At 44.9% G+C, this 24,745-nt stretch carries 20 protein-coding genes; 5 read left to right on the top strand and 15 right to left on the bottom strand.

Annotated features, from left to right (window positions below):
- Positions 1-168: 168 nt before the first annotated feature.
- Positions 169-1,074, top strand: a complete 906-nt coding sequence (locus IE165_RS07285; protein ID WP_189625940.1) for a helix-turn-helix domain-containing protein — start codon at positions 169-171, stop codon at positions 1,072-1,074.
- A 295-nt stretch (positions 1,075-1,369) separates the two neighbouring features.
- On the opposite strand, the gene IE165_RS07280 is transcribed toward IE165_RS07285, so the two are convergent.
- The 4 genes from IE165_RS07280 to IE165_RS07265 form a co-directional block, all read right to left on the bottom strand.
- Positions 1,370-4,033, bottom strand: coding sequence for an alpha-L-rhamnosidase (locus tag IE165_RS07280; RefSeq protein ID WP_189625939.1), 2,664 nt, complete (start codon positions 4,031-4,033; stop codon positions 1,370-1,372).
- A 123-nt stretch (positions 4,034-4,156) separates the two neighbouring features.
- Positions 4,157-5,845, bottom strand: coding sequence for a DUF3863 domain-containing protein (locus IE165_RS07275; RefSeq protein ID WP_229826424.1), 1,689 nt, complete (start codon positions 5,843-5,845; stop codon positions 4,157-4,159).
- A gap of 566 nt (positions 5,846-6,411) precedes the next feature.
- Positions 6,412-7,323, bottom strand: a complete 912-nt coding sequence (locus IE165_RS07270; protein WP_189625938.1) for an oxidoreductase — start codon at positions 7,321-7,323, stop codon at positions 6,412-6,414.
- A gap of 144 nt (positions 7,324-7,467) precedes the next feature.
- Positions 7,468-7,920, bottom strand: a complete 453-nt coding sequence (locus tag IE165_RS07265; RefSeq protein ID WP_189625937.1) for a carboxymuconolactone decarboxylase family protein — start codon at positions 7,918-7,920, stop codon at positions 7,468-7,470.
- 296 nt (positions 7,921-8,216) lie between these two features.
- On the opposite strand from IE165_RS07265, the gene IE165_RS07260 reads away from it, so the two are divergent.
- Together IE165_RS07260 and IE165_RS07255 are read left to right on the top strand one after the other, a co-directional pair.
- On the top strand, positions 8,217-9,173 hold the full coding sequence (locus IE165_RS07260; protein WP_189625936.1) for a TolB family protein: 957 nt from the start codon (positions 8,217-8,219) through the stop codon (positions 9,171-9,173).
- Positions 9,174-9,289: 116 nt separating this feature from the next.
- Positions 9,290-10,021, top strand: a complete 732-nt coding sequence (locus tag IE165_RS07255) for a hypothetical protein (protein WP_189625935.1) — start codon at positions 9,290-9,292, stop codon at positions 10,019-10,021.
- 314 nt (positions 10,022-10,335) lie between these two features.
- On the opposite strand, the gene IE165_RS07250 is transcribed toward IE165_RS07255, so the two are convergent.
- The 6 genes from IE165_RS07250 to IE165_RS07225 all read right to left on the bottom strand — a co-directional run bounded on the left by IE165_RS07250 (position 10,336) and on the right by IE165_RS07225 (position 17,490).
- Positions 10,336-11,922, bottom strand: coding sequence for a SusD/RagB family nutrient-binding outer membrane lipoprotein (locus IE165_RS07250; RefSeq protein WP_189625934.1), 1,587 nt, complete (start codon positions 11,920-11,922; stop codon positions 10,336-10,338).
- 18 nt (positions 11,923-11,940) lie between these two features.
- Positions 11,941-15,132, bottom strand: a complete 3,192-nt coding sequence (locus tag IE165_RS07245) for a SusC/RagA family TonB-linked outer membrane protein (protein ID WP_189625933.1) — start codon at positions 15,130-15,132, stop codon at positions 11,941-11,943.
- A 611-nt stretch (positions 15,133-15,743) separates the two neighbouring features.
- Entirely contained in the window at positions 15,744-16,286 is a 543-nt protein-coding gene (locus IE165_RS07240) for an AAA family ATPase (protein WP_189625932.1), read from the bottom strand.
- A 93-nt stretch (positions 16,287-16,379) separates the two neighbouring features.
- The gene (locus tag IE165_RS07235; RefSeq protein ID WP_189625931.1) at positions 16,380-16,601 is read right to left on the bottom strand and encodes a hypothetical protein; all 222 of its coding nucleotides are present in this window, start codon (positions 16,599-16,601) and stop codon (positions 16,380-16,382) included.
- A gap of 223 nt (positions 16,602-16,824) precedes the next feature.
- On the bottom strand, positions 16,825-17,010 hold the full coding sequence (locus tag IE165_RS07230) for a hypothetical protein (protein ID WP_189625930.1): 186 nt from the start codon (positions 17,008-17,010) through the stop codon (positions 16,825-16,827).
- Positions 17,011-17,310: 300 nt separating this feature from the next.
- On the bottom strand, positions 17,311-17,490 hold the full coding sequence (locus tag IE165_RS07225) for a hypothetical protein (RefSeq protein ID WP_189625929.1): 180 nt from the start codon (positions 17,488-17,490) through the stop codon (positions 17,311-17,313).
- 256 nt (positions 17,491-17,746) lie between these two features.
- Here IE165_RS07225 and IE165_RS07220 point away from each other — a divergent pair, with 256 nt between their 5' ends.
- Positions 17,747-18,523: a CPBP family glutamic-type intramembrane protease gene (locus tag IE165_RS07220; RefSeq protein WP_189625928.1), complete on the top strand. Its 777-nt coding sequence runs from the start codon at positions 17,747-17,749 to the stop codon at positions 18,521-18,523.
- A 97-nt stretch (positions 18,524-18,620) separates the two neighbouring features.
- On the opposite strand, the gene IE165_RS07215 is transcribed toward IE165_RS07220, so the two are convergent.
- From IE165_RS07215 to IE165_RS07205, 3 genes are all read right to left on the bottom strand, one after another.
- Complete coding sequence (locus IE165_RS07215; RefSeq protein WP_189625927.1) at positions 18,621-18,962, bottom strand: hypothetical protein; 342 nt, start codon at positions 18,960-18,962, stop codon at positions 18,621-18,623.
- 173 nt (positions 18,963-19,135) lie between these two features.
- Entirely contained in the window at positions 19,136-19,618 is a 483-nt protein-coding gene (locus IE165_RS07210; protein WP_189625926.1) for a hypothetical protein, read from the bottom strand.
- 144 nt (positions 19,619-19,762) lie between these two features.
- Entirely contained in the window at positions 19,763-20,158 is a 396-nt protein-coding gene (locus IE165_RS07205; RefSeq protein WP_189625925.1) for a YidH family protein, read from the bottom strand.
- Between the two features lie 467 nt (positions 20,159-20,625).
- Between IE165_RS07205 and IE165_RS07200 the strand changes: the two genes are divergently transcribed.
- Positions 20,626-22,155, top strand: a complete 1,530-nt coding sequence (locus IE165_RS07200) for a SulP family inorganic anion transporter (protein ID WP_189625924.1) — start codon at positions 20,626-20,628, stop codon at positions 22,153-22,155.
- Between the two features lie 72 nt (positions 22,156-22,227).
- Here the strand turns inward: IE165_RS07200 and IE165_RS07195 are convergent, their stop codons facing one another.
- Both IE165_RS07195 and IE165_RS07190 read right to left on the bottom strand, forming a co-directional pair.
- The gene (locus IE165_RS07195; RefSeq protein WP_189625923.1) at positions 22,228-24,084 is read right to left on the bottom strand and encodes a monovalent cation:proton antiporter-2 (CPA2) family protein; all 1,857 of its coding nucleotides are present in this window, start codon (positions 24,082-24,084) and stop codon (positions 22,228-22,230) included.
- A gap of 6 nt (positions 24,085-24,090) precedes the next feature.
- Positions 24,091-24,684, bottom strand: coding sequence for an NAD(P)H-dependent oxidoreductase (locus IE165_RS07190; protein ID WP_189625922.1), 594 nt, complete (start codon positions 24,682-24,684; stop codon positions 24,091-24,093).
- Between the last annotated feature and the right edge of the window lie 61 nt (positions 24,685-24,745).

The raw sequence follows: 24,745 nt of genomic DNA, 5'->3' as shown, positions 1-24,745 counted from the left end.
AAAGCAAGGGGAGACTTTATGTCACATTTTGTTTACTAAAATGTTATTACTTTTTTTTCCTAACTTATAATTGTATATAGCGTTTAAATTGTCGATATAAAGTACCTAAATAAAATTTGAAGTATCGATATACCAATTCAACCATTATATGTACCAAATAAACACGCTATGATTAGGAGAGTTCCAGAGAAAATAAAAATAGATCCATCGGATACCAAGCAGAAATTTAAGGAAATTAATATTAAATTATTATGTTGCCGATATTGGATATTGGACGAATGGGATTGCTTCGATCTATCGGTTCCATTTTGGCGTATCTATTACAATTACATCGAAGGTGCTAAAATAATTTTTCAGAATCAGCTCATCTTGCTTAATGAAAATACGCTGGTGATTATTCCACCAAACACAGCATTTACGGGCTTCTTACACGATGCAGAAAAACCGGGGACCTTTGAAAATATTGCTGGACGAAAATTTATGCTAAATGATGATATACAGTCGATAGGTTCTTGCGGCAAAGTGGATCACTTGTTCATACACTTCACGTTGGGGTTTCCTATGGATTATGCGAAACCTGGAATCTATGCATTAAAAAAAAATGCAGAACAAGAAATCCTGTTGGAACAGATTATACAAACTTGCATCCGGGAAAATCACTTCAGTTTCTTCCACTGTCTTAAGATCAATGCATTTATCAGCTCCTGCCTGCTTCAAATAGAAAGCATCCTTCCTCAGGCCTACCCGATAGACCAAAGGATATCCTTGGTCATGAAATTTATCGAACAAAACAAAAACCGATCCTTATCGAATCAAGAGTTTGCAAACATGGTCAACATGGCTCCCAATTCTTTTGCTCGCCTTTTTAAAAATTGTACAGGAGTAACTATTCAACAGTACTTGGCAAAAAAGAAAATTGAAAAGGCACTTGATTTAATACATCACAGCGACAAAAATATTGATGAAATAGCCCACGAATGTGGGTTTGCTGATCGCTTTCACTTTTCCAAGTGCTTCAAGAAAAGTATGCAAGTAAATCCATCATATTACAAAAAAAACCTAACACTTGTGTAGTAGCACCAAAGGCAGCGGATATAATAAAATGCCTTCAGCGTTTATCTCGCGTTTCCAATACAATTGTCTGTCCGGTTCAGGCTTCACTGTTTTTGGCGTCGTATTATCCAAGTCCTGTCCAGTTATCCAAATCCTATCCAAAGTTATGTAACATCCAAAAACTTTCGATAAGGTCGCACAGCGATTCGTCGGGTTTTGCGTGTCGATATGCTACTGTACAATTACTCAATTTCTTCCGTTTTTTAGTCGGCAGTTATTTGGTGGTTAGCCTTTACAACAAAGCTAACCACCAAAACTATTTTAATCTTAACGCGAATTGATGCATCCCTGCTTCCAACTTCACTTCTTTTCTATCTTCCACATTGCTTGGCATATAAAGGGTTGCCGTGGAGTTTGCAGGCACACATACTTCGTAGGAGATAACCTTTCCTTTTTTCTGCCATTTGGAAACAATCGTCCCGTACATAGCGGTGTGCGAGACCATCGAATGGTCCAAGGTTTGCGGAAATATAGGGCGCAAAATGATGTGCTTGAAGCCCGGGCGATCCGAATCGGGTAAGATACCGCCAATCGATTTGAAGAACCAGCCTCCGATCTCGCCAAACATCATATGGTTATCCGAGATATCTCTCTTGGCATCTAGATCCCAGTTTTCCAGTAATGTCGTGGCGCCATTCACGGCCCACCAGCCCCAAGAGGGATAGCGATCCTGCACGGCGACTTTGTATGCAGATTCTGCATAACCGTTATCGTTCAATGCATTCAACAGCGCCTTCGCCCCCAAAACGCCGACATCGAGGTGATAATTAGACGCTATCACTTTCTCGTTGAGGTTGGCTGCGACCTTTGCCTTCATCTCCTCAGGCACAATACCCCAATGCAGGGGAACGCTCAACTCCGTTTGGCTACCGTCCGCATATATTCCTGTTTCACGGTTCAGATACTTTTCGTTGATCGCATCCTTAATTTTTTGCCCTAATGCGGTATATTTTTCGTAATCTGCTCTTTTCCCAAATAATTTGGCCGCCCGTGCGAGAATCACCGCATCGGTATAGAAATAAGTAGAAGATGTGAGTTCCAGATTAGAGGTCGATTTTACAGGCACCCAATCCCCTCGTCCAAATGTGGTCAGCCCATTGGGACTGATGCGTACTACATAGTCCACATAGCGTTTTATGTTTTCATAGCAATCGCGCAAAAGTCGTGCGTCTCCATAATATCTGTACACCTCCCACGGGATAATGGCTATGGTGCTTGTCCAATCCAACCCATTGGCTGTTCCATACCCCCATCCACCGGTCGGGACAATGTCGGGCAAAACCCCATTCGGCTGCTGCTCATCCCGATGGTCGGCGAGCCACTTTTCGTAGACGGTAATGCCGTCAAAGTTATACAGCGCCGTTTCTATCGCGAGGTGTCCATCGCCCGTCCAGCCATTTTTTTCACGCTGCGGACAGTCTGTTGGATAGCCCATGAGATTCGACAGGTAGGCATTATTGGTAATCTCCCACAACGAATTCACCAATGCCGAGGATGTCTCCACTTGACCGACCGGCTGTACATCGCTATGCATAAAATAGGCCGTCAGGTTTTCCTCATGCAGTTCAATCGGTTCGCTGCTGGTAATTTCCACATATCGGAACCCCTTGTAGTTGAATTTGGCCATGAATTCATCCTCCTTCCTACCGCTCAGTATCAACAGATCGGTCTGAAACGGGTCAGAATCCTTGTCGCCCCGGAAATATACGTCAATGTTCGACAGGTCTAAACGTCCGTTTTGGAAAAGGCGTTCCCCATGTTTGATCTTCAGCACGGTGCCTTCCTTTCCTTTTACCTTGATTTTGGTCACCCCAGCCATATTCTGTCCCATGTCAAACACATAGGTCTGGTCATCGAACTTTTTCATTGATTTTGGAACATACGAGCGTACTAGCCGGATGGGCTGCATCAGTTGGGAGACAACCTGTTGGGAGGGCACGCTACGGTAGCGGACGCCTTCCCACGAGGCTGCGTTGAAGCCTGGCTGATCCCAGCCCACTTGCTCCAACCGTGCATCGTAATGTTCGGCCGTATAGATACTGTTGAACGTAATCGGTCCGGTAGAGGTTTTCCAATCGCTTCCAGAAACGATGGTTTCGGTTGTTCCATCTTCGTATACAATCCGGAGATCCATGCAGAATGTCGGCCGTGCGCGCCATGGTGCGTTATGGAAATCCCAAACCGCGAGCGATTGGTGATTATACCAACCATTCCCCAAAACTACGCCCAACGCGTTGGCCCCCTGTTGGATAAGATTGGTCACATCATGTGCAACGTACAGCGTACGTCGATCAAAACGGGTGTACATAGGGTCCAAACGGTGGTTTCCAACTCGCTTTCCATTGAGTGAGAGTTCATAGAGACCCGCCACGGCAATATAGGCCCGCGCGTATTTAACCTTTTTTCCGGCCTCAAACTCCTTCCTAAAGTAGGGCGCCTTTTTGTAGTCGATATCATGGTGATCGCTGATCCAAGTACCCTGCCAGCTGCCGATTCCCATCATGCCGGTTTCGAAAACCGATACCGCAGACGAACTTGGCACACCATCTTTGTCCCAGACCCATACTTTCCAAAAATATCTCCGCAATGGCTTTAACGCGTTTCCGCGGTAGGTGACCAATTGATCGTCGGCCCGGACCTTGTCCGTGTCCCATTCGCTTCCATGGCCTGTTGAAACCTCGGTAGAGTCTTCTCCAACTACGATCCTATAGGCGCGCTGCCTCGCTCCGTTACGGTCATCGTCCATCCGCCACATCAACCGTGGATCCGATAGGTCGACGGCCAAGGGGCTTGTCAGGTGCTCGACCTTCAGATCTACGGGTCTTGCGGCATTCTTCGAAGCATTAGCAGACAGCGAATGGCCAAAAAGAGTAAAGGCTAACAGCACGAGTACTTGCTTCGCCTGCAGTATGTCTATCATATATATATCGTTAAATTTCAGAAATTTCATGGGATCAGCAGCCCACCCACCTAAGATACCATTTTTTATAAAAACGAATCTATGCGTCATGCTGCGCTATATGGCTACCTAAGCGCTGCTTCGTTATTTTTTTGTGATCAACGTAATTTTATCCCTGGATGGTTCAATATTGAAAACGACACCCCCTACTTTATCTTGCCGCAGGGTGCCGCGCTGCAGCTTCAGCTGGAAGGCGTGGCCTTTAAACCTACCCCTGATCTGCTTAGCCGTACTTGAATCGAACGGCAATTCCGATTGTCGCGCTGCCGGAACATATAATGCCAAGCTCCATTTCAGGTTCGTTTTACCCGACTTGCGCACCACGTCAATCGATCCTTCTTTGAGCGTGATCACAAAAACATTGTCCTGATGGTCCGTTCCGCAGACCTCCAGTACGTCCCTTGACTTTTCAATGATTTCGGGGTTCGCCAAATTGAGTTCCAGCCGCTCACCCCTTTGGTTGGTTTGCACGATGCGTAATCCGGCTCTTTCCTCTTTTGTGCTCCAGAAAAATCCGTCCACCACCGGTATAGTATAATAAAAGAACTGTCCGCCCGTACCCGGCTGTGCCAGGTAATCGGATGCTAGGTCTTCGTCAAATAGATGGATATCCCTGAAGCGGAAAGCATCGCTCTCCCAAAACAGATTTGCGCGGTAGTAACGGCTGTTGTACCAAACACTCTTGTTTCCCTGGTCTCGGTAATCTTCCACAGCCGTTACGGCTGTTGCAGGAGTAGTTGCAAACTGGCTCTTGAACCAGGTTCCAGACTGCGCCAATGTTTCGATCCTGATCCTCTTGGCCCTCCGCAAGGAATCCAATAACGGGAACTGCATTTCCAGTCCGGCCCGCATCTCCTTCCAGGTGAACGAATTTTCCTGGCCCGCCTGCGCATAATTGAAGGCCAGGCTGGGCCGGTTGACGATGGCATCGAGGAAAAACGTCGTCCAGCGCCTGTCCATCCAGCCATCCCGGTAAACAGGCTCCAGCGAGATCACGCCCTGTCCGGTGGTACCTACCCCCTTATCGTATTGATAGATAGGGTCGCTGCCCAGCATCCTAAAGATGGGAACCGGAATTTGGCTTTCTTTGTTCTGAGCGGGCATGTACGCGTTTTTCCTGCTGGGATAATACGTCTGGTTCCAATATCCGCCCCATAGGGTGTACCCGTCCGTTCCTACCTGATCCTTGCAGTTTGCAGAAGCAACGATTCCATATTTCTCGTGCATGTACGCCAGCGAATGTGCGTCAATGAACCATGAGGCGACAGATTTGGGATAAGTGCCGAATATTTCCTTGAACTTCACCATGTAGACATCCACCAGCTTTTCACGTTCCTGCGGCGTATATCCTGTCGTGAAAGCAATATTGGCCGTTGACACCCAGCGGTGCCGCCCTCGCCAGGCAATACCGGCAGCCTCTACATGGGGCTGGGTAATTTCCCACCATGCCCCGATCTCGGAATCCGACCCCAGTTTCTCTTTTAAAAGTTGCTGGTACTTGGGGTTGATTAGGGCATCGTACTGCAGCAAAAAGGTTCCAGGAAACTTATAGTGCTTCATCAGCGCCACTTGCTTCTCTGTCGCATCGAACAATAGGCTATCTGCATGTTGAACGCGATAATCGGTCTGCCTGATGAAATTGACAATGTTGATGATCCGCGGTGATGTTTGCTGCATCTGCGCAATCGTGTAACGGGGCATCAGTAAGAAAAAAACACCCACTCCCACAAAAAGGAGGGAAAATTTCAGCGCATTCATGGTTTTTTTTATCATGTCTCGGTATTCTTTATCTTGTTCATGAGTACAATCCTTTACTACACAACGGTTTTGCAACTACCCTACTTGCCGTGTTTTACATCGATAAGACATTCCCTACCGCTGCTCCGTACATCTGCAAAACTAGCTCACATACACTGAGCAGCTTTAGGCAATAAATCGTTTTAGCAAAATTGACATATTTTATGAAATTACTGGTTTGCAAACAGTTACTTTAAACCTTAAATAAAAAATAGTTCAGTAATATATGTACCGGTCTAAAAGAAATCATCGTATTTCGTCTCGATAGCACAAGAAAGTTTATAAATGCAAATTGTCAGCTAACTAGCTTAGATCAAAAACTTGGATCTGTTTTTATCGCTTGTGTTCGTAGCAAAGATATATACTATGCTTAAGAGGACTGTCCTGCCCTATCCTGCATTTAGATCTACTATGTCTGCGTGCAATAAAAAGCGCTAATGCCATCAAAAAAATAGCAACAAAGCTGCAGACCGAGCAACGATTTCGTTCAGCTTCAAATATAGCCACCAGTAGCTTGCTTCCTCCGCATACGATGTGGTCTTTTACATATGAAAAGCAACGCGTGTTATACCTCCTGCATACCGCCATAATTTTTTAGCCAATGGTTCGTCACGCATCGCGGTTGTATTGTGTTTCGACAAGGCTGGATACCCTGAAAATTCTTTCTCCCCATCCGGTCCGAAAAACTCTCCTCCTTTCACCGATGGGTCTGTTGCTGCAAATAGAGATGGTAGGGCTCCTTGCCATGGCTGCATCACTTCGTCATATTCGGCGAACATGCCTTGGAGATGTTCCTTGGGGATGTGGCGTTGTAAATCGGTTCGCGTCACGCCGGGGTGCGCTGCTACAGCAAGTAGATGCAGTTCTGCCGCTTTCAGTTTTCTGTCCAGTTCGTATGTAAATAGGATATCAGCCAGTTTACTGACTGCATACGAAGCCCATTCGTTATAGGGCTTTTCCAACTTCAGGTTTTCAAAATCAATCCCATCCGTTAACGTAGCGGCTCCACTGGATAGCGTAACAATTCTCGCAGTTGTAGATTTTTTTAGTAGGGGAAACAAATGTCCGGTCAGTGCAAAATGTCCTAGGAAATTGACACCAAACTGCAATTCGAAGCCGTCGTCCGTTTTGGATGCCGGAGGTATCATCACCCCCGCGTTGTTGATCAATATATCAAGCTGCGCATGCTTGCCGTTAAAAGCATCCGCAAAAGATTTTATATGGGCCAAGTTTGATAGATTAAGGATACCAATTTCTATATTTCCTTTTCCTTTGGTTGCCGATCTAATGTTCTCGACCGCCGCAGCCGCTTTCTTCTCATCCCTTGCCGCGAGCGTAACATTTGCTCCTTTTTCGTAAAGCGCCAGTACCGTTTCGTATCCGATACCGGTATTGCCCCCGGTTACCAGCGCTGTCTTACCGGTCAGGTCCGGTATATTTTCTTTTGTCCACATCGTTATGTTATTAAATACTCTTCGTTCTTCTTTGAAAATGATCAAAACCAAGCCGCCGTCGGATACTTGCGATATATAGCACTACCGGCCATGCTCTTTTTTTTACATTGGAACGGCTAAAACCGATTCAGCCGTGCAGGAATGCTATGCAAGGCTTTGCCCAATTTGTAGATGGGTGCTTAGCACCACCCTATTCCAAAGGTTGATGGTAATCACGGCCGTAATAATATCTGCAATTTGAGCTTCGCTAAAAAACTGCAAAGCGTTTGCATAGGTCTCGTCCGATAATCCGTTGTGATGGATTAGCGTTATTTCTTCTGTGATTGACAACACCAATTTCTCTTCTGCGGTATAAATGCCTTCGGTTTCTTTCCAAGCATTCAAAAGAAAAATACGTTGCGTTGTTTCGCCATTTTTGATGGCATCTGCCGTGTGAATATTGATACAGTAGGCACAGCCGTTAATTTGCGATGCTCGTATTTTGATAAGTTCTTTCGTTGTGTGTGCTATGGAAGCCCTAGAAAGATACGTTTCTAACGCGATCATCGCTTTTAGCGCCTGAGGAGCAACTTCCTTCATGTTAAATCTTTTTTGCATAGTTCTATTTTTTTTAAATTGTTTTACACAAAGGAAGAGCATATAAAATTGAAAAAAGTTAAACTTGTTTAAGAAAGACGCCTCGTAGGATTTCTGCATTCCTCTCTGATAGCAAACATCCGTATCCTCAACTTTAAATTATCCCTCATAGTGCATTGAACAATCTGTTCGTACTTCGCATAATCTCGCTGAACGTATTCTTCACGACAAGACCTACCAGAATAAGAAATACTGGTTTTCGTGGATAAGATTGGGCATTTTTATTGCACATATTCGTGCTATAAATGCTATTTATTATGAAAAACGTAGGATTCACAAACATTTTCATATCCTTGATGCTATTGGCAGTTGGCTGCAGCAAAGCTAATCGCGAAGAGGATGGTGCAGGTAGCCAAAACCTAACTGGCCATATTCTATATGACCGAGGAGAGAAAATCTATTCCTTAGATTTACGGAGTGGTGAAAAAAGTATCTATTTTGAGCAAAACAATTATGCTTTGAACGGGTGGGATGTGAGTTGGGACGGGCTTACACGGCTAGAAACGTCGTCCATTGCGGGCGATTTCCAAAACATAAAATTTAGCTTTGTCAATACAACAAGTGGCGAGCCTTCCAAAGAGACCATCTATCCACGACTTGCCGGGGAGGATCGTTTAACGGCAGGCAAGCTGAGCGCAGATAAAGCGCATATCTTAATTCAGCCAGATCTTAACCATGGAATTGTTGTACTTGATAGCGACGGCAATATCGTCACGCATCTTCGAACTGTAAACGGAAAGAATTTAACGTTAGGCGATGAAGCGTGTATGCTCGCAGACAATAGTATTGTGTTTACGTTTGACGGCCAGCATATATTAAAGACAAGTCCGCCGTATGATGAAATTGTCGCCATAAAAGAAATGAATTATCCAGATTGGGGCAATATAAATTGCAATCAAGATGGGTCAAAAATCTCAATGCGGATCGACAAGCATATTTACGTTATGAATAGCGATGGAGCAGCATTAATGCAGGTTACGGATAGTCCGACACAAGAACGTGCGGGTGTATTTTCGCCTGACGGAAAATTCTTGCTTATCGCATCCGATTATCAGCCGGCAACATTTAGACCGGGCACCTGGAGCCTTCAAATTATTCCACTGGATGGTGAAATGCATACGGTGGGTAAAAATCCATCTCCGAAAGTCATTGCTGTGAAAGCGCTAGATGACGCGGCTTTGGAGACCGGTGACAATTACATGTTGTGGCGATAAACTTCGCGAACATAGATAGGGCTTAGCGGCCACATATTCTTATTATTTTTTAGTATAGGCCGGTTGACTTGCGTATATTAAGCATTCGATATAGGATATGATCAAGAGAAGGCAACATGAGAACAGTTAAACCAACGCAAATGAAAAATGTGCTAGCATATACGATCTGGATATTTTTCCTGATTTCCTGCAACGACGTGCGGCAGTCTACAACAAATAATGGCCACGATACAAGTGCCCTTAAAAACCACGTGTCAAACGATCCTCGATATGCGGTAGACGCTATAGCTAACTGCTCGACATGGACATTCGACAACGCAAAACAGCGGGCGGACACCTTGATAAAGTATATGGATAAGACGCTGGAGCATGCCGATGTAAAGTTCTTCTGCGCTTTTCCGCAAACATTTCAGGAGATGCAAGATCTATTTGGCTATGATCCTAAAACAGGCGCAGCACCACTGTACTCCTATCCGGAAGGGAAAAATGTGATCAAATATTTTGCTTCGCTGAAGACGATACCGAATGCGCTGTACTACAAAAAATTTATAGACATCTGTATAGACGGTGTGTGGGAAGCTGATCATATTACGGAGTGTTTCGGATTTGCCGACAGGCTGCAGCATGATACGAAAGCCGCTTGCGAATCCCTATCCAAACGGTCCGAACAAGAGGTGCGAAGTGTTTTTCGCTTTATAATGGACGGCCCGCACCCCGACAACGAGTATAACGATGCGCTGCAACAGAATTTGATCCCCTTGCTAACGGAACAAAACCCAAAACTAGCTATGCTGTTCAGCGAGGCCTACCGGGAGTTAATGGCAGAGACCGATGCCCACAGGCATTAATGCCTGAAGGCTGTTGAGACTGAAGTTTGTTTTTACCAATTAAAGGCTTAATACGCTAAGGGCGCCAAGTTGCCGAAGCAATTGAATGACACTTCCTCAAGGCAGCGGAAGAAGGTAGTTTTGCAACATGTACTTTTAAAATGAAAGCTGAGCTCTTTTCAAGAGTCAGCTTTCAAATTCTCTAAAACAACATCTTTAGAAAACCTTTCATATTTAACGGTCTACAGCAAATGTTGTCGCTTGATAACAAAATGCGGCAGGTTATTTTAATTGCACCAGCACATCATTTTTATAAAAATTTAATATCCATGCTGCTACTTAGCAAAGTAAAGCTTCTTATCGATCTCATCGCCTCCAAATTCAGCGGCAGCAGCAGACCAATTGTTTCTATTCAAGGTTTGTTGCGTGACCGGATATCTTATCCTTGCCGGAATATCCGTAGCGACAACATTCCCAGACTGCATTGGCGTAAAGGTATATGCTGAGCCGTCATGCGGTCTAGTCGTAGACTCTCCAGGCATCAATAAAACTTCGGTGTCTGGATATCCTGTGCGCCTATACTCATTCCAAGACTCGTCAGGGTTATAGAGCAAGGTGATATATTTTTGTGTCAGAACGCTTCGCTCGCTTGCGACAGGTAGATTAGTAATATAGTCCGCAATTTGCGTTTCCGCGACACCCAGACGCTCCATATTTGCGCGTACACCATTTTCGTACTGCTCCTGCGACCAAGAATTAATCTCACTCAACAAGAAGGCTACTTCAGAATATTCCATCAGTACCTCACCCCTATCAACTTTTATAAAATCCTTGGAAAAGAAGTTGATGTTAGCAGATTGCTGATAATAGGTCTCCACGCGAGGCAATCCATATGGCATACCGGTGTAATCTTCCAGGTTCTCCGAATCCGTATATCCACTATTGTATGCCGCGAACGTCAGCCCTTTCGGAGCCGCTACTTTATACAACCGAGGATCCAATCCAAAATTACCCGTAACACCCTTTAAAAGATTGATGAAGGACCTGTTTACCCAAAAATCGGTTCTGTTGTCTACGTAAAATAACTTCCAAAATGGATTTGCTTCAATGTTGGTAGATCCAAATGCATGAACTGCATTATCTTCATTCGAAGTAAATACGCCGGAAGCAATAGCATCTTGAATTTCAGCATTTGCACCCGAATAGACTGCCTTGATGCGGTTGGCAATCCGTAAACGCATCGAGTTGGCAAAACGTTTCCATTTTGTAGCATCGCCACCATAGATGTTATCGCCTTGATTGAAAACGGGTTGATCTTCGTTTAATTGATTAGCAGCCTCCTTTAGTTCCTTTAAGAGATCGGCGTATATTTCTTCTTCGGAAGCATAGACAGGCGTAACAAAGTTATCGATATCTAAAGCCTGAAAATTTTCGTTGTCTTGCTGGCCGTAAGACCAGTAGGGTACGGGGCCAAAATGGCTTACCAAGTTGTCAAAAACATATGCAAGCATTATTCTAGAAACTGCAATTTGATTATCAAGATCACCATAGCCTGACATTTGGCTGCTCAACTCGGGATCCTCGCATTTCTCAATGATGTCCTTGAAGTTATTTGCTACACGATAGAGGTATATCCACCCATTGGTGGTTTGTGCATCTCGATACTGGTATTTATCTTCTTCAACATAGTTGTTTTGGGCGACATACTGCATCCATGGCATGGACATTCTTGTCATCCACCAGCCATCTCGGGTGTTATCAAACAAATAACGGTTCGCACCATTAAATACCGTATAGGTTGGAACAATCTCGGGCGCATTGGGGTTCACATTAATTTCCTCCAAATCTTTTGTACATGAAACATTGGCCGTTGTACCTATTCCAATAAGGCAAGAAAATAGTATAGTTTTTATATTTTTCATTGTAAAGTCCAGTTAGTATTAAAATTGCAATCTTAAGTTCACGCCGAATGTGCGGGATGCAGGCAGATTTCCACCCTCAAACCCTTGAATATTTCCGCTACCAGTTGTTGCCATTTCCGGATCAAAATTCCTATTATCCAACCCCCAGGTAGCGATATTTCTAGCAAATCCAGAAATTGTCGCGCTCTTCAGGCGTAGTTTGTTAACAAATTCGCTTGATAAGGTATAGCCAAGTGTGATCTCCCGAAGCTTTATATAATCGGCATTAAATACGTTTTGCGCTGTTGGCCCACCGTAGTAGTGACCGTAGTATTGCTGTGCTGATACATTTTCTTCATTTGGAGCCGTATTAGTCACGGTGTATGTGCCGTCTGCATTTCGCGTCACAGTACCCGTAACGCCTTCGCTTACCATTCCAGATTCGCGAACACCATTGGCGGCCGTTTCTTCTAAGACACCTGTGTAGCTACCAAACATGTTGGATGTCGAGAAGAATTTTCCACCTTTTTGCATGTCGATCAGTGCGGAAAGTGACAGGTTTTTATAATTGAACGTATTGCGCCAACCTGCGTTAAAGTCGGGCAATATCGATCCTAGATTTTGGACATCAGAGGCTAAGTATAATCCGTTCGCGCCTACAACTTTATTTCCATCATCGTCATAAATAAAATCCGAACCATAAATTTGACCGAATGGCTGATCTACGCTAGCAATAAGAGAAGCCTTGAAAGGAGCCGTGGCAATCGTCAGTGTTTGCAAGTCGCCAAATAGTTCAACTACTTTATTACGGTTTCGAGAAAAGTTAATGTTCGATGACCATTCAAAAGCGCCCGATCTAACAGGAACTACAGTAAGCATAGCTTCAACGCCCTTATTTACCGCCCTTCCAGCATTCATTACCTTCGAACTGTATCCGGTTTCGGCGCCTGTAGAAACGCTCATAATTAAATCGGTCGTTTCCTCATTGTAGTAAGTGAAATCAATACCCAATCTATTATCCAAAAATTGAGCTTCTAAACCAAACTCGTATGATTTCTTGGTTTCCGGCCTTAGATTTGCGTTAAGTTTCGACAAGCCAAGCAGGAAATATGGGTTATCAAGGTAACTGGTGTTATTGTACACGTTATTTAGATACACATCCAATAGGCGATATGGATCCGTGTCATTACCAACTTGAGACCAACCGGCGCGTAATTTACCAAAATTCAGCCAAGACGGTTTGTAAAGTTGTGAGAAAACAAACGATCCTGTAACGGATGGATAAAAGTAAGAATTATTGTCTTTTGGCAAGGTCGAAGACCAATCGTTTCGCCAGCCAAAGTCAACGAATAGCAAATCTTTGTAACCTGCAGAGAAATTACCAAAAACCGAGTTCACACGCTTTCTTGATAGATCCGTGTTGATGGTCGCCGCTTCCGCACTATTGTTGATTGTATAAAGGTTTGGAACGATCAATCCGCCAGCCGTAGCAGCATTTGAGGAATAACGGGTCGTATTTCTTCGATTCGTACCTGCAAATGCATTCAGCGAAAACACATTCCATTTTTTATCAAAATGGATACGTCCCTCATAATTCATTTCGGTAAACTCACGCAAGCTTTCTGTAAAAGAAGATACCGCCTGCGAACCTACAGCGACCTGCGAATTTATTTTCAAGGTGTAATTATCCCCGTATATATTACCTGTTGCGTATAGTCCCGGCATGATATCATACCGTAGCTCAACATTTCCGTAGAAGCGATCACGCTGATCTGTCGCTGTATTCTCGTTTACGATCCAATAATAATTGTCCGAATATTTTGGAGTGGCATCGTCCCAAGAAGACCTATTCCAAGATTTCTGCTCGCCAGAGGCCGTTTTGTAATTTTTGAGCCTGCTGTAGTCCAGTTGCGTTTGCCCCCACTGGAACATCTTCTGTCCGATGGAATTGTCGCCGTAACCTTGTTCGGGGCGGTTGAACCCATTTGTCCTGACATAATTGATTGTCCCGCGAGCAGTTAACTTGTCGGAAAACTTGTTATCCAAACTTAGCGCAACGGTACTTCTTTTTAGCTCCGTATTCGGAACAATACCACTTTGGGAAACATTGGACAACGATAGACGTGCGGCTGTATTCTCGTAAGATTTAGCGAGTGAAAGGGCGTTTGTATAGCTTACTCCTGTGTTGAAGAATGTTCGGTAATCATTCGTAGGGTAAGACCACGGACGCGTTTTTAGATAATTTTCGGTATCATTCGGGTCAAAAGCATCCCAGTGAAGAACCTGTTGCCCATCGAGTCGCGGTCCCCATGATTCGTCAGCACTGTAATCTGCTACTGGAAACTCTTGGCCATTTATGGTTGCAGTAGCAAATTCTGAATCGAACCCACCTCCATACAACTTTTGCAGCTTCGGGGTTATACCTAAATTTTCGAAAGCGACACCTGTGTTCAATACAATCTCATCACGGCCGCGCTTTGCGGATTTCGTTTTGATAAGTACGACACCATTCGCTGCCCTAGCGCCATAAAGCGCTGAAGCTGGCCCCCCTTTGAGTACATTGACAGACTCAATATCGTCTGGATTGATATCAAAACCTGCATCACCATAGTCCCTGCCGCCTGCTCCGCGTTGCGCATTATTGGAATTGTAGTTCGAATTATCCATGGGTATACCATCGACCACAAGCAATGGCCGATTTTCACCTGTTAAAGAACCTATACCACGTAGCACAATCCGCGTTGAACCGCCAAGACTGGAGGACGGGGCAGATATAACCGCACCAGCTACATTTCCTGACAACGACTGTAGCGCGTTACCTCCTCTGGCCGCGGTTAGCACATCACCTTTTACCTCTTGCGTAGCATAACCCAGCGACTTTTTGTCTCTGGAAATACCTAAGGCTGTTACAACAACTTCCTCAAGCGTCTCGTCGTCGCTTACCAAAGCTACATCAAGGCTTGTTCGATTACCTACCTTTATACGCTGCGCAACAAAACCGATATAGGAAATGGATAGCTCTACCTCAGTTCCTGATACCGACAGTGCATAATTTCCAGATTCATCGGTTTGCGTGGCAGCAGAGGTGCCAACGATGGCAATGGATGCCCCACTTATAGCAGAACCATCCGCTGCAGAGGTGACCTTTCCAGTCAATTGCCTGCTTTGCGCATAAGAGTAGCTTATAAGACAGGAAATCACAAACAAAATACTTAGTACTTTTTCTTTCATCTTGATTATTTGTTTAGTTTTTTCAGATAGAATATGGAGTAAATCTTGGGTATCTAGCTCCATCAGTGGCAAATGTAGGTTAATAAAAGTTATTTTAACAACTATTAACAATTTATAGATAGATATAATTCAAAAACAAGTATAAAAACGTATAGACCAATCACCGCGCTACATCGCAGGATCAGTTTTTTTAAAAAAAGTATTTTACGTAAAAACATTTATAAATCTGTGGCCAAAAACTAACGTTCGCCATGATACAATTAAAAAAAATAGACAATTTCAGCAATCTTCTATGGATTAGCTATACGCTAGCCCATATTATTCCGACTGCGATAAAGATCCGTCTCTATGATAGAAAAGTGTCTGGTTAGGTTTGTGTGATCATCTATTGTCTAATTTCCTCTTTCGAAGAACATAATTTTTGTTCAGGAAATATTGAAATATGTTTACTTGTGTTTCATACTATAGGCTATAATGGTTGTTAGGCGCGTCTGTGATCTGTTTCGCGCAGATAGCTGCAGAGTAGGTGTCAAACCAGCTTTCCGAGCACTGCATCCTAGCATAAGTTGCATTGGGTTGACGCCACTTACCGTGATACCTCACAAAAAGCACTAACCGCGAATTTGACTGACAACAAAATCGACTCTATGTTGAACGGATTCCTTCGGAACCTCTATAAGTTCATACCCATGCGTCCTATAGGTAGATTGGATAGCCTCATAGGTATACACGGCCTCCCTCCAATCTTGTCTTCTTTCTTCATCATGCTTGTAGATTTCTTTCCATGGAGGTAGAATAAATACTTTCCGATTATATCGTAGCCGAGCGGCTGCATACTGTACATCATCGGGCATATCGATGTGCATCATCTCTGCGTAACAGCAAGCATCTAAAATTCCCCTATCAAAGAAATGAATTTCTCTATCATCACTGTCACGATATAGAACGTACTGCTCGACCGATGCCTGCAACATCAACACGGTATAGTATGCTTTGTTTTTCCAGGGGACACCATCACCATCGTTTTTTATTTCATCCTGAATAATTCGCCTCGCGTCTTCCGCGACGGTTCGGAAACCACTTTTCCCCAGTTCATGGAGCAATGTAGTTTTACCTACACCGGGGCCACCGGTTATTACATAAAAATTGTCCATACAACTTTTACTTATTTATTTAAATCGTCCTTTCTTATAAAGTCATTTGTCAGTCAAGCTCCGGCTCTCTCCCATTAACCAGCAACTACATAATCAAAGCAGCCCCCAATAGGTGTATGCTCGCTCGATTGCCAAAAATAACTTCTCATTGCTTTCCTTCGAAATGGGGCCGTTGGCCGACTGCACATGCAGCGACTTATCAGGCAAAATGTTTACCGTTATATCGATGCTGCCTCCGGTGATGTGCCAACACCGCAACATACGCTCACCAATGTATTTAAACTCATAAGCTGATTGCTGGTCGAAATACTCCATAAAAGAATACATTTTGGAATTCGTTTACGCTTCAGCGACCGTCTGTTTTTGACGATCGGTATGCAACGGACAGACCCGATCGGCAACCGTGTTATCCGTGTCGACGAGCGGGCTTCCTTAAGCCAATAGACGGACATTCTTCCTTAAAAGACAAGCGATCTATTGTAATTATTTAGTAACACGCACAGCGTTGCACCAAATCCACGAATGGCTCAAGGCTGCATCAGGCCATATCTTTGGTGTTCTTTACCAGCCCAATGCCCGAAAAGAAAAAAATCAAGGCGATAACACCTACCACGCCCAGCGCCACATAGTCGGTACTTTTATTAATTAATCCATAACCTGCGTATATTAATCCGCCTATACCTAGTATAGTGAGAATTGTTCCGAAAGTGCGTTTTACGTTCATCGTTTTATCTTTCCAAACACAAAACAATATCTGTGCCTTATTCTGCAGTATGCAGCTTAAGAAACCATAAAAGGCACAACAAATAGGATGGGACAAACAATATGCCCCAGAACCCCAGCATGACACGAGGGGAAAAGTAAGGCAGTGTTCAACTAGCCGATTGTTCGACCACCGTTAGGTTGACAGAAAAAGTTGAGGGTATGCTCGCGTATAATCATGAAAGCCTGATGAGAGTGAAGCCATACTGTATAGGCTACAAACTAACTCACGCCGCATAACACACGTCTTGGGGCACCAAGCCTATTGTTTCTTCTTTTCTGGCTTAAACATCAGTACCACAATCAAAAGCATGGTAAATAGATACAGCATGCCCAACCAAAATTTCTCAAATTCAAATGTTTCGAAATTAAAATTCTTCCACGCGCCACTGGCGATCACGACAAATATCAAAAGCAAGGGCAGGTTTAGTTTTTTTTTCATCAGCTTAAGACAGCAATTATTTTTTTTATTTAATGGCCAAATCTAATCATTTTGCAGGATAATGCCACGCTAAACAATTTTTTACGGCCCTTGTCCGCAAACAAGCGTACCATATACATTTGGAAACGAATGGCTGGTGTGCTGAAACCCATACTAACCCATTATCTCCACATGCTGAAAAAGTCAAATATCCGGCACTGGTAAGACAATCTGTATGTTAGGATGCATAAAAAAGAAGGTTTTTTGTATTTTGCAAATGCCTAAACGAAATTTAGGCAGCAAGACGATCAACCCTACCGATACACACATGATTATAAAGGAATTTTACAATTTCCTACGCAGCAACCCCAACGAGATCGATGAAGTTCCCAAAAACTTCAAGCGTAGGGCGCTTGTGCTATTGAAGGTGCTCGTCTTTTTCTATGCCCTAAAATTGCTTTGGAGCGCTGCACAGCTCTTTCTCGTGCAACACCATATCATCAGCGATGCAAAAGGGACAGATGGATCCACTATGGTGCTATCCGAATCAGGAGCTTTCGCATTTATATTGGAATTTGTTCTGCTAGCGCCTCTACTCGAAGAACTCGCCTTTCGCGGAATCTTGCAAAAAAAACCTGCTCTAGCTGCGGCAGGGCTGTCAACAATCTTTCTTTGCATACTCATCCTACTTTTTCGTATACAGATTTATAGCATCTCCGCCGCATCGATCACATCGATTTTTGCGGCAGCAGCCGTCTATCTTATCTTAGTCCGATCGCCACGCCTCTTGCAGGAAATTTTGATAGTCCGAAACAGGCACATGCGCGGCATCCTTTGGCTAAGTGCCATCGCCTTTTCCTTTTGGCATTTTTATAATTTTGATTTTACACAGAGCTCGCCCCTCACCATCGCATGGTACCTAGCGCCGCACTTTATCGTCGCCTGGCTATTAAGTTGGGTATCGTTGCGTTACGGCTTTTTCACGGCCTACGCGCTACACATGTGCAATAACCTGCTCCCCACTTTATTTATTTTATATGCGAATAACCTCTAAAAACTTAGGTTGGATGGCGACGGGAAAACGCAAAGGACAGCGCCGACCGGTCGTGTTTAAGCGCGCTCGTAGCAGCCGCCCCCCTTCGCCGGGCATACTAGTTGAATTTGATAACCTCTACTTTGATCGAGTAATCATCCGTAGTTTTGTCGTTAGCCTGTCGATCTAATCCCGAAAAAACCACCGCATCCGCTCCTATTTGCTTGGCTTTTTCTACGACCAATCTTTTGGTTCGTGCTTGCCCCGATGTGGTGCGAGACGTAGGTGCATTCATATGGCCTATGACCTGAAAGGATTGTTTGATGTCTTTGGTAGAATAGAATGTTTGCACGCGCTGCGTAGGTGCATACTTCTCCCCTAAATAAACCGGCGCATACAATGAGCAGGCCGACAGGAAAAGACACACAGTTACAAAGACGAATTGGGGGAAGCATTTCATAACAAAATCAAATTAATGATGGCGCCGTCAAACCAAACGCAACATTTTCCCTCTGCGATGTAGTCAGTTGGTCACCACGTTACCACACACTAATGTAGTTAATTTTTTCCAAATCTGCAGCCAACAGCACAGGAGTTGCAAGTAACTAGCCCTTAAAAGCTTGCAGCAGTTCACTAACTGTTTTGATGCATGTGCGGCGCATAAGTGTGAAGAAGCTCGCTTACGTCGAGCCATATGCTGCTCCGGTTAGCGACTTTATCAATTTTTAAATATTGCATAAAGGGTTCTTTTTCAGAAGCCTTTACCAGTGCATCGGCTTCAGATTCGCTAAACGTCTTCGGCACGAAAACAGCATCGTGCTCTACATAGGGTATATCGGTCTGTAATGTCGTGATGCCATGCTTCTCAAAAAATGAATTCGCTTCCGGCCACGGCATTAACGAAATATGGGTGAGGGATTTCTCAAACTGCTCCATCTCCCGCTCTACGCTAGCAGGATAGTGTTCAGTAAGATATGCTACATAAATGGATGCATCTGCCTCTCGGAGCGCTGTATTGCGCACAATGATGCGCTCTGGGTTACCCTCAAAACCAAAGCGTTCTGGATGCTCCCGGAATCCGTAGATCTTGTTATAATCTTCCAATCTGTCTTTCATAGGTTTTTATTTTAAGCGATGGTCTCTACTGCAGAACGCCGAACACCAAAATTCGTTCATCTCGCTGGCAGAAAAATAGATCGCAGAGAGCGACGATGGCAAATCAAATAAAATCCAGCTTTATCGCCAAGGCGATTATAGGTTTTAATGTGCATGCACACTATCAATCAGGTACCAAATGAGCGCCGCGCCGATGGTCAGGATGGCGATGCACAAGACCAACACGTGACGCGTAGCGGGCCGATAAAAGTCGTTTTCTATTTGTTTGTTCGTTTGCAGAAAACTCACGAAAGCTCCTCCCGTTATTGCTGCCCCTAGGGCCACGAGCACAATACCCATCGTCGTCGAGTGCCCTCCCCGAACGGCCACCGTATGGTCGGAGAGCAACAGTGAGATCCTTTGCATAAAAACAGAGAATTTGACGACGACAAAGCCAAATCCCATAACCGCAATACTGGTGCGTACCCATGCTAAAAATGTCCGTTCATTCGCCAAATGATCGTTTATATTTCTTCGCGGCATTTTTGGTTCTTCATTCATCTTGGAATACGTCAAATTTTATGTTAGGCTTTACCTTGCTGATGTAGCTGTTACCTTTTAAACGTCTATGCAGCGAAATAGTTGCTGCATGCCCTATTTTTCATGCCCAATTTTTAAAACAAATAGCGTCCCCAGTCTGTGAAGAGATAGGCCGAGATCCATACGAAAGGCCGGCCAGCGAGAGGGTGGCGCGTTTTGCCGAAACCACCCAAAAACCCGCATAAGTAAAAAGGTATCAAGAAAAGGATGGTGGATGTAAGCTTGCACTTACCGATAAATTTTTATAATTTCGTCCACAATCAACGTTTGCTTACCTCCATGGTTACACCACACTAGCATATATCGTTCCTATCAATCCGGTTAACTAACCGGTTACACTGCTTGCTTTCCGCAGCAGCAGTTTGCAACAACTACTTTGGCGATCGCCTGACAGATCGGCTATTAATTTACAAAAATCCTTTTTTGCTATGGAAAAAGCACGCAAGTCGCTATCCCTACGTCATATCCCTATCAAGACCGAAGTTTTGGCCGGTTTAACCGTCGCCATGACGATGATCCCTGAATCCCTATCTTTCGCTATCCTCGCGGGTCTTTCTCCACTCACCGGTTTGTACGCCGCCTTTTTGATGGGGCTTGTCACCTCTGTGTTGGGAGGCCGCCCCGGTATGGTTTCGGGAGGAGCCGGTGCCACCGTGATCACACTCATTGCCCTAGCGGCAAGCCAGGGTGTAGCCTATTTATTTGCTGCCGTTATTCTCGCCGGCATACTACAGTTTGCTGTGGGCCTGTTCAAATGGGGCAAATTCGTCCGGTTGATTCCTCAACCGGTCATGTATGGTTTTCTGAACGGACTGGCTGTCATTATTTTCATGTCCCAGATCGAGCAGTTTAAATTGCCTGGAGCCGACGGTCTTTGGATGAGCGGCAACACACTCTATACGATGATCGCGCTTACGGCGCTCACCATCCTGATCGTTATAGGCTTACCCAAATTGACAAAAGCCGTACCCTCATCACTCATCGCTATCTTGGTAGTATTCGCCGTGGTGGCTATTTTCGGCATCGAAACAAAGAAAGTGGTAGATATAGCTTCCGTGGGTGGGGCCTTTCCGACATTTCATATCCCATCGGTTCCGTTTAGCATAGAAACACTTCGCATTATTTTCCCCTACTCCCTAATTATGGCGGGCGTGGGCCTTATCGAGTCGCTCCTTACACTGAACATGGTCGATGAGATAACGGGCAGCAAAGGAAGATCCAACCGAGAGGCCATGGCGCAAGGGACGGCAAATATTGTCAATGGTTTTTTCGGCGGGATGGGCGGTTGCGCCATGGTAGCCCAATCGCTGGTCAATCTGAATGCCGGCGGGCGAACACGTCTTTCCGCTTTTATCGGTGCCATCACAATCCTTGCCGTTATTCTATTTGGTAGCTCGATAATTGAAAAAATCCCCATGGCGGCGTTGGTCGGTGTGATGATGATCGTCGCTATCGAAACATTTCAATGGGTGAGCTTTAGGATCGTAAACAAATTTCCCAAATCCGATATATTTGTCGGTGTGTTGGTCGCCCTGATCACCGTATTGCTGCACAATCTAGCACTCGCTGTGCTGGTCGGGGTGGTCATTGCTGCGCTTGTTTTCGCATGGGACAATGCAAAACGTATCCGGGCACGTAAATACGTAGACGGCTCTGGTATTAAGCATTATGAAATCTACGGCCCCCTCTTCTTTGGCTCCACCACCGCGTTCATGGACAAGTTCGATGTCGATGACGATCCGCAGGAGATCGTAATCGATTTCCGGGAAAGCAGGGTTGTCGATATGTCTGCAATAGATGCACTCCATAAGCTAACAGGCAAGTATGCCCGCCTCGGCAAAAAGGTGAGCCTGCGCTACTTGAGTGCCGATTGCAGAAAGCTGCTATCCAACGCAGCGACCATAATCGATGTGAATATGCTGGAAGATCCGACATACAAGGTCATGCCAAAGGATTAACAGCAAAGAGGAAGCGTTAAGAAACGTTAGCATCAGACGAGATCGCAGGGGAATATCCACGCAAAAGCACATCTAATTTCGATGGCTGGAATCCCATGCGCTATCTTCCGCTTTCGCCAAAAACTGCTTGTCTTCTTGCAGAAGACGCTCTTGCAGTTCCGTTTCTGCACGTAAACGGCTAATATATCCGTCGCTTTTCCGGTGCCGATAGAGCTTTTCCAAGGCTTCGTTGTCATATTTGATGAAATCTTGAGCCTTTCGGTGCAAGGTATATTTCCGGTGCCCCAGCTCAGAAAGGATATCCACACCCATATAAACCGAATCGATCAATGATTCACGGTGGACATGGGTGATCCCCTTGTCCATTAATTCATAGGCATCGTATCTGTTTTTAGCCCTTACAAACAGCTTCAAATTTGGAAAGTGCTTCGGAAGCAGCTCCGATAGCTCCATGTTCGTATGTGGATCGTCTATGGCAGAAATAAGTATTTGCGCGTCGCTTGCACCGGCAGATTCGAGCAAGTCAAGGCGCGTACCATCGCCATAGAAAACTTTAAAACCCATTTTACGAAGCAGATTCACGCGTTCGCTATCGCTATCGATAATGGTGGCGTGGGTGTTGTTGGCTCGCAGGAAACGACCAATAGTGCTTCCAAAATGTCCAAACCCTACAAGAATAACATGGTGTGCTGCCTCCATCGCGTCGTAGGCTACGGGAGTCTTTTTATCGTTGGTGAAGCGGGGGGCTACAAACCGTTCATACACAAAAAGCAATAAAGGCGAAACCATCATACTGATGGTTACCACGGCCATAAACAAGTCCAGTTCCTGTTTTGGGACAATACCTAATTGTGCAATAGAGGCCAACAGCACAAAAGCAAATTCACCAACCTGGCATAAGAGAAATGCAAAGAGTAGCTGTTGGTCGGCAACGAGCCTGAACCGTCTTCCCAAGAAATACAATACGATCCACTTCACCGTCATCAGGATAAGCACGATGCTGAAAACCCTTGCCGGATCTGCTGCGATCACCGCAAAGTTGATGGTGGATCCGACGGCAGTAAAGAAAACGCCCAAAAGCAAACCTTTAAACGGATTGATATCCGCTTCCAACTCATGGCGAAATTCGCTATTGGCGAGCAATACGCCGGCCATAAAAGCACCCAGAGCAGCACTTATGCCCACGGACTCCATCAGCCAGGCGATACCAATGACAAAAAATAGCGCTGCCGCGGTAAACAATTCCCGCATCTGTACTTTTGCGATAACACGGAGTACTAACGGCAACAGATACCTGCTCAATATAAACACGAAGCCCACTGCAGCGAGCAGTAATAGACTAGGATATTGATCCAAGAAAGATAGAAATGGCGGCAAACGATGTGCGGGCGTGTCGCCACCGGCACTTTGAAGAGCCAATAGCGGAAGCACCGCTAAAATGGGGATGACGGCGATGTCCTGAAAAAGTAGTACGGAGAACGCATGTTGACCTGCAGGTGTCTTATCGAGCAGCTTTTCTTTCAGTGTTTGCAAGACGATGGCGGTAGACGACATGGCAAACGATAACGCGAGGGCAAGCGATGCCTTAAAAGAAAAGGACAATGCGAGGTATAAGAACATAAAAAGCAGCACCGCCGTAAGCAGCATCTGCAAACCGCCCAGCCCCACGATCTTAGCACGCATTTTCCAAAATTGGGCGGGATTCAATTCCAGTCCGATGATAAAAAGCATCATCACGACTCCAAATTCTGCGGTGTGCATCACATCGTGCCCTTCGGTGCCGATCAATCCGAGCGCAAATGGACCAACCAAAATACCGCCAATGAGATAACCGAGTACGCTTCCTATACCAAGTTTTTTCGATATCGGAACAAAAACGATCGCTGTCCCCAAATAGATAAGCGCGTGCTGAAATAGTCCTGAAGCCATGCTGTGTTAGTTAAGTTCGTTTAAATAGGTCACACCTGCCGGAAGCTTAGCATCCACCTCGCCAGCAATCCATTGCTCTAGAATACGTTTGACTTGCTGGGCATGCTGTTCCAAATCTATTTGTGCAATCTTGTTGGCGAGCGGAACGACATAGGTGGGTAATTGCTGCATCTGACAAAACTTATAGGTCAACTCAAACGGTCGCAAAAGCTCCGTATAGGTATACAGGTTCTTGCCTTGCTGGCAGTAGTCTTCAAAACCACCTCCGCTACTGACCAGGTGCATAATCTGCTTCCCTTTTAACTTGTCACCGTTTGTACCATAAGCCCAACCATGCTCCAATACCAGATCGATCCACTGTTTTATCAAAGGCGGCGCGGCATACCAGAAAAAAGGATGTTGCACGATCACCAAATCGGCCTGCAGCAAATCTTGTTGTTCTTTATTGACATCGATATTGAAATCCGGGTACAGTTCATACATATCCTTGACCTCGATGTGCGGATGTTCCCTTAACGTGTTTAACAAGAACCTGTTCACATGGCTAGCCTCTAGCCTCGGATGAAAGGCCAACAGCAGTACGCGCGTTATTTTTTCCATTTGTTATCTTTTTGCCTCGACATTCGAACATTGCTGGGTGAATCGATAGCTTCATTGCCCT

Source organism: Sphingobacterium griseoflavum, assembly GCF_014653155.1.
Lineage (GTDB): Bacteria > Bacteroidota > Bacteroidia > Sphingobacteriales > Sphingobacteriaceae > Sphingobacterium > Sphingobacterium griseoflavum.
The sequence above is the reverse complement of the archived record's forward strand: the minus strand, read 5'-3'. Positions and strand labels throughout refer to the sequence as shown.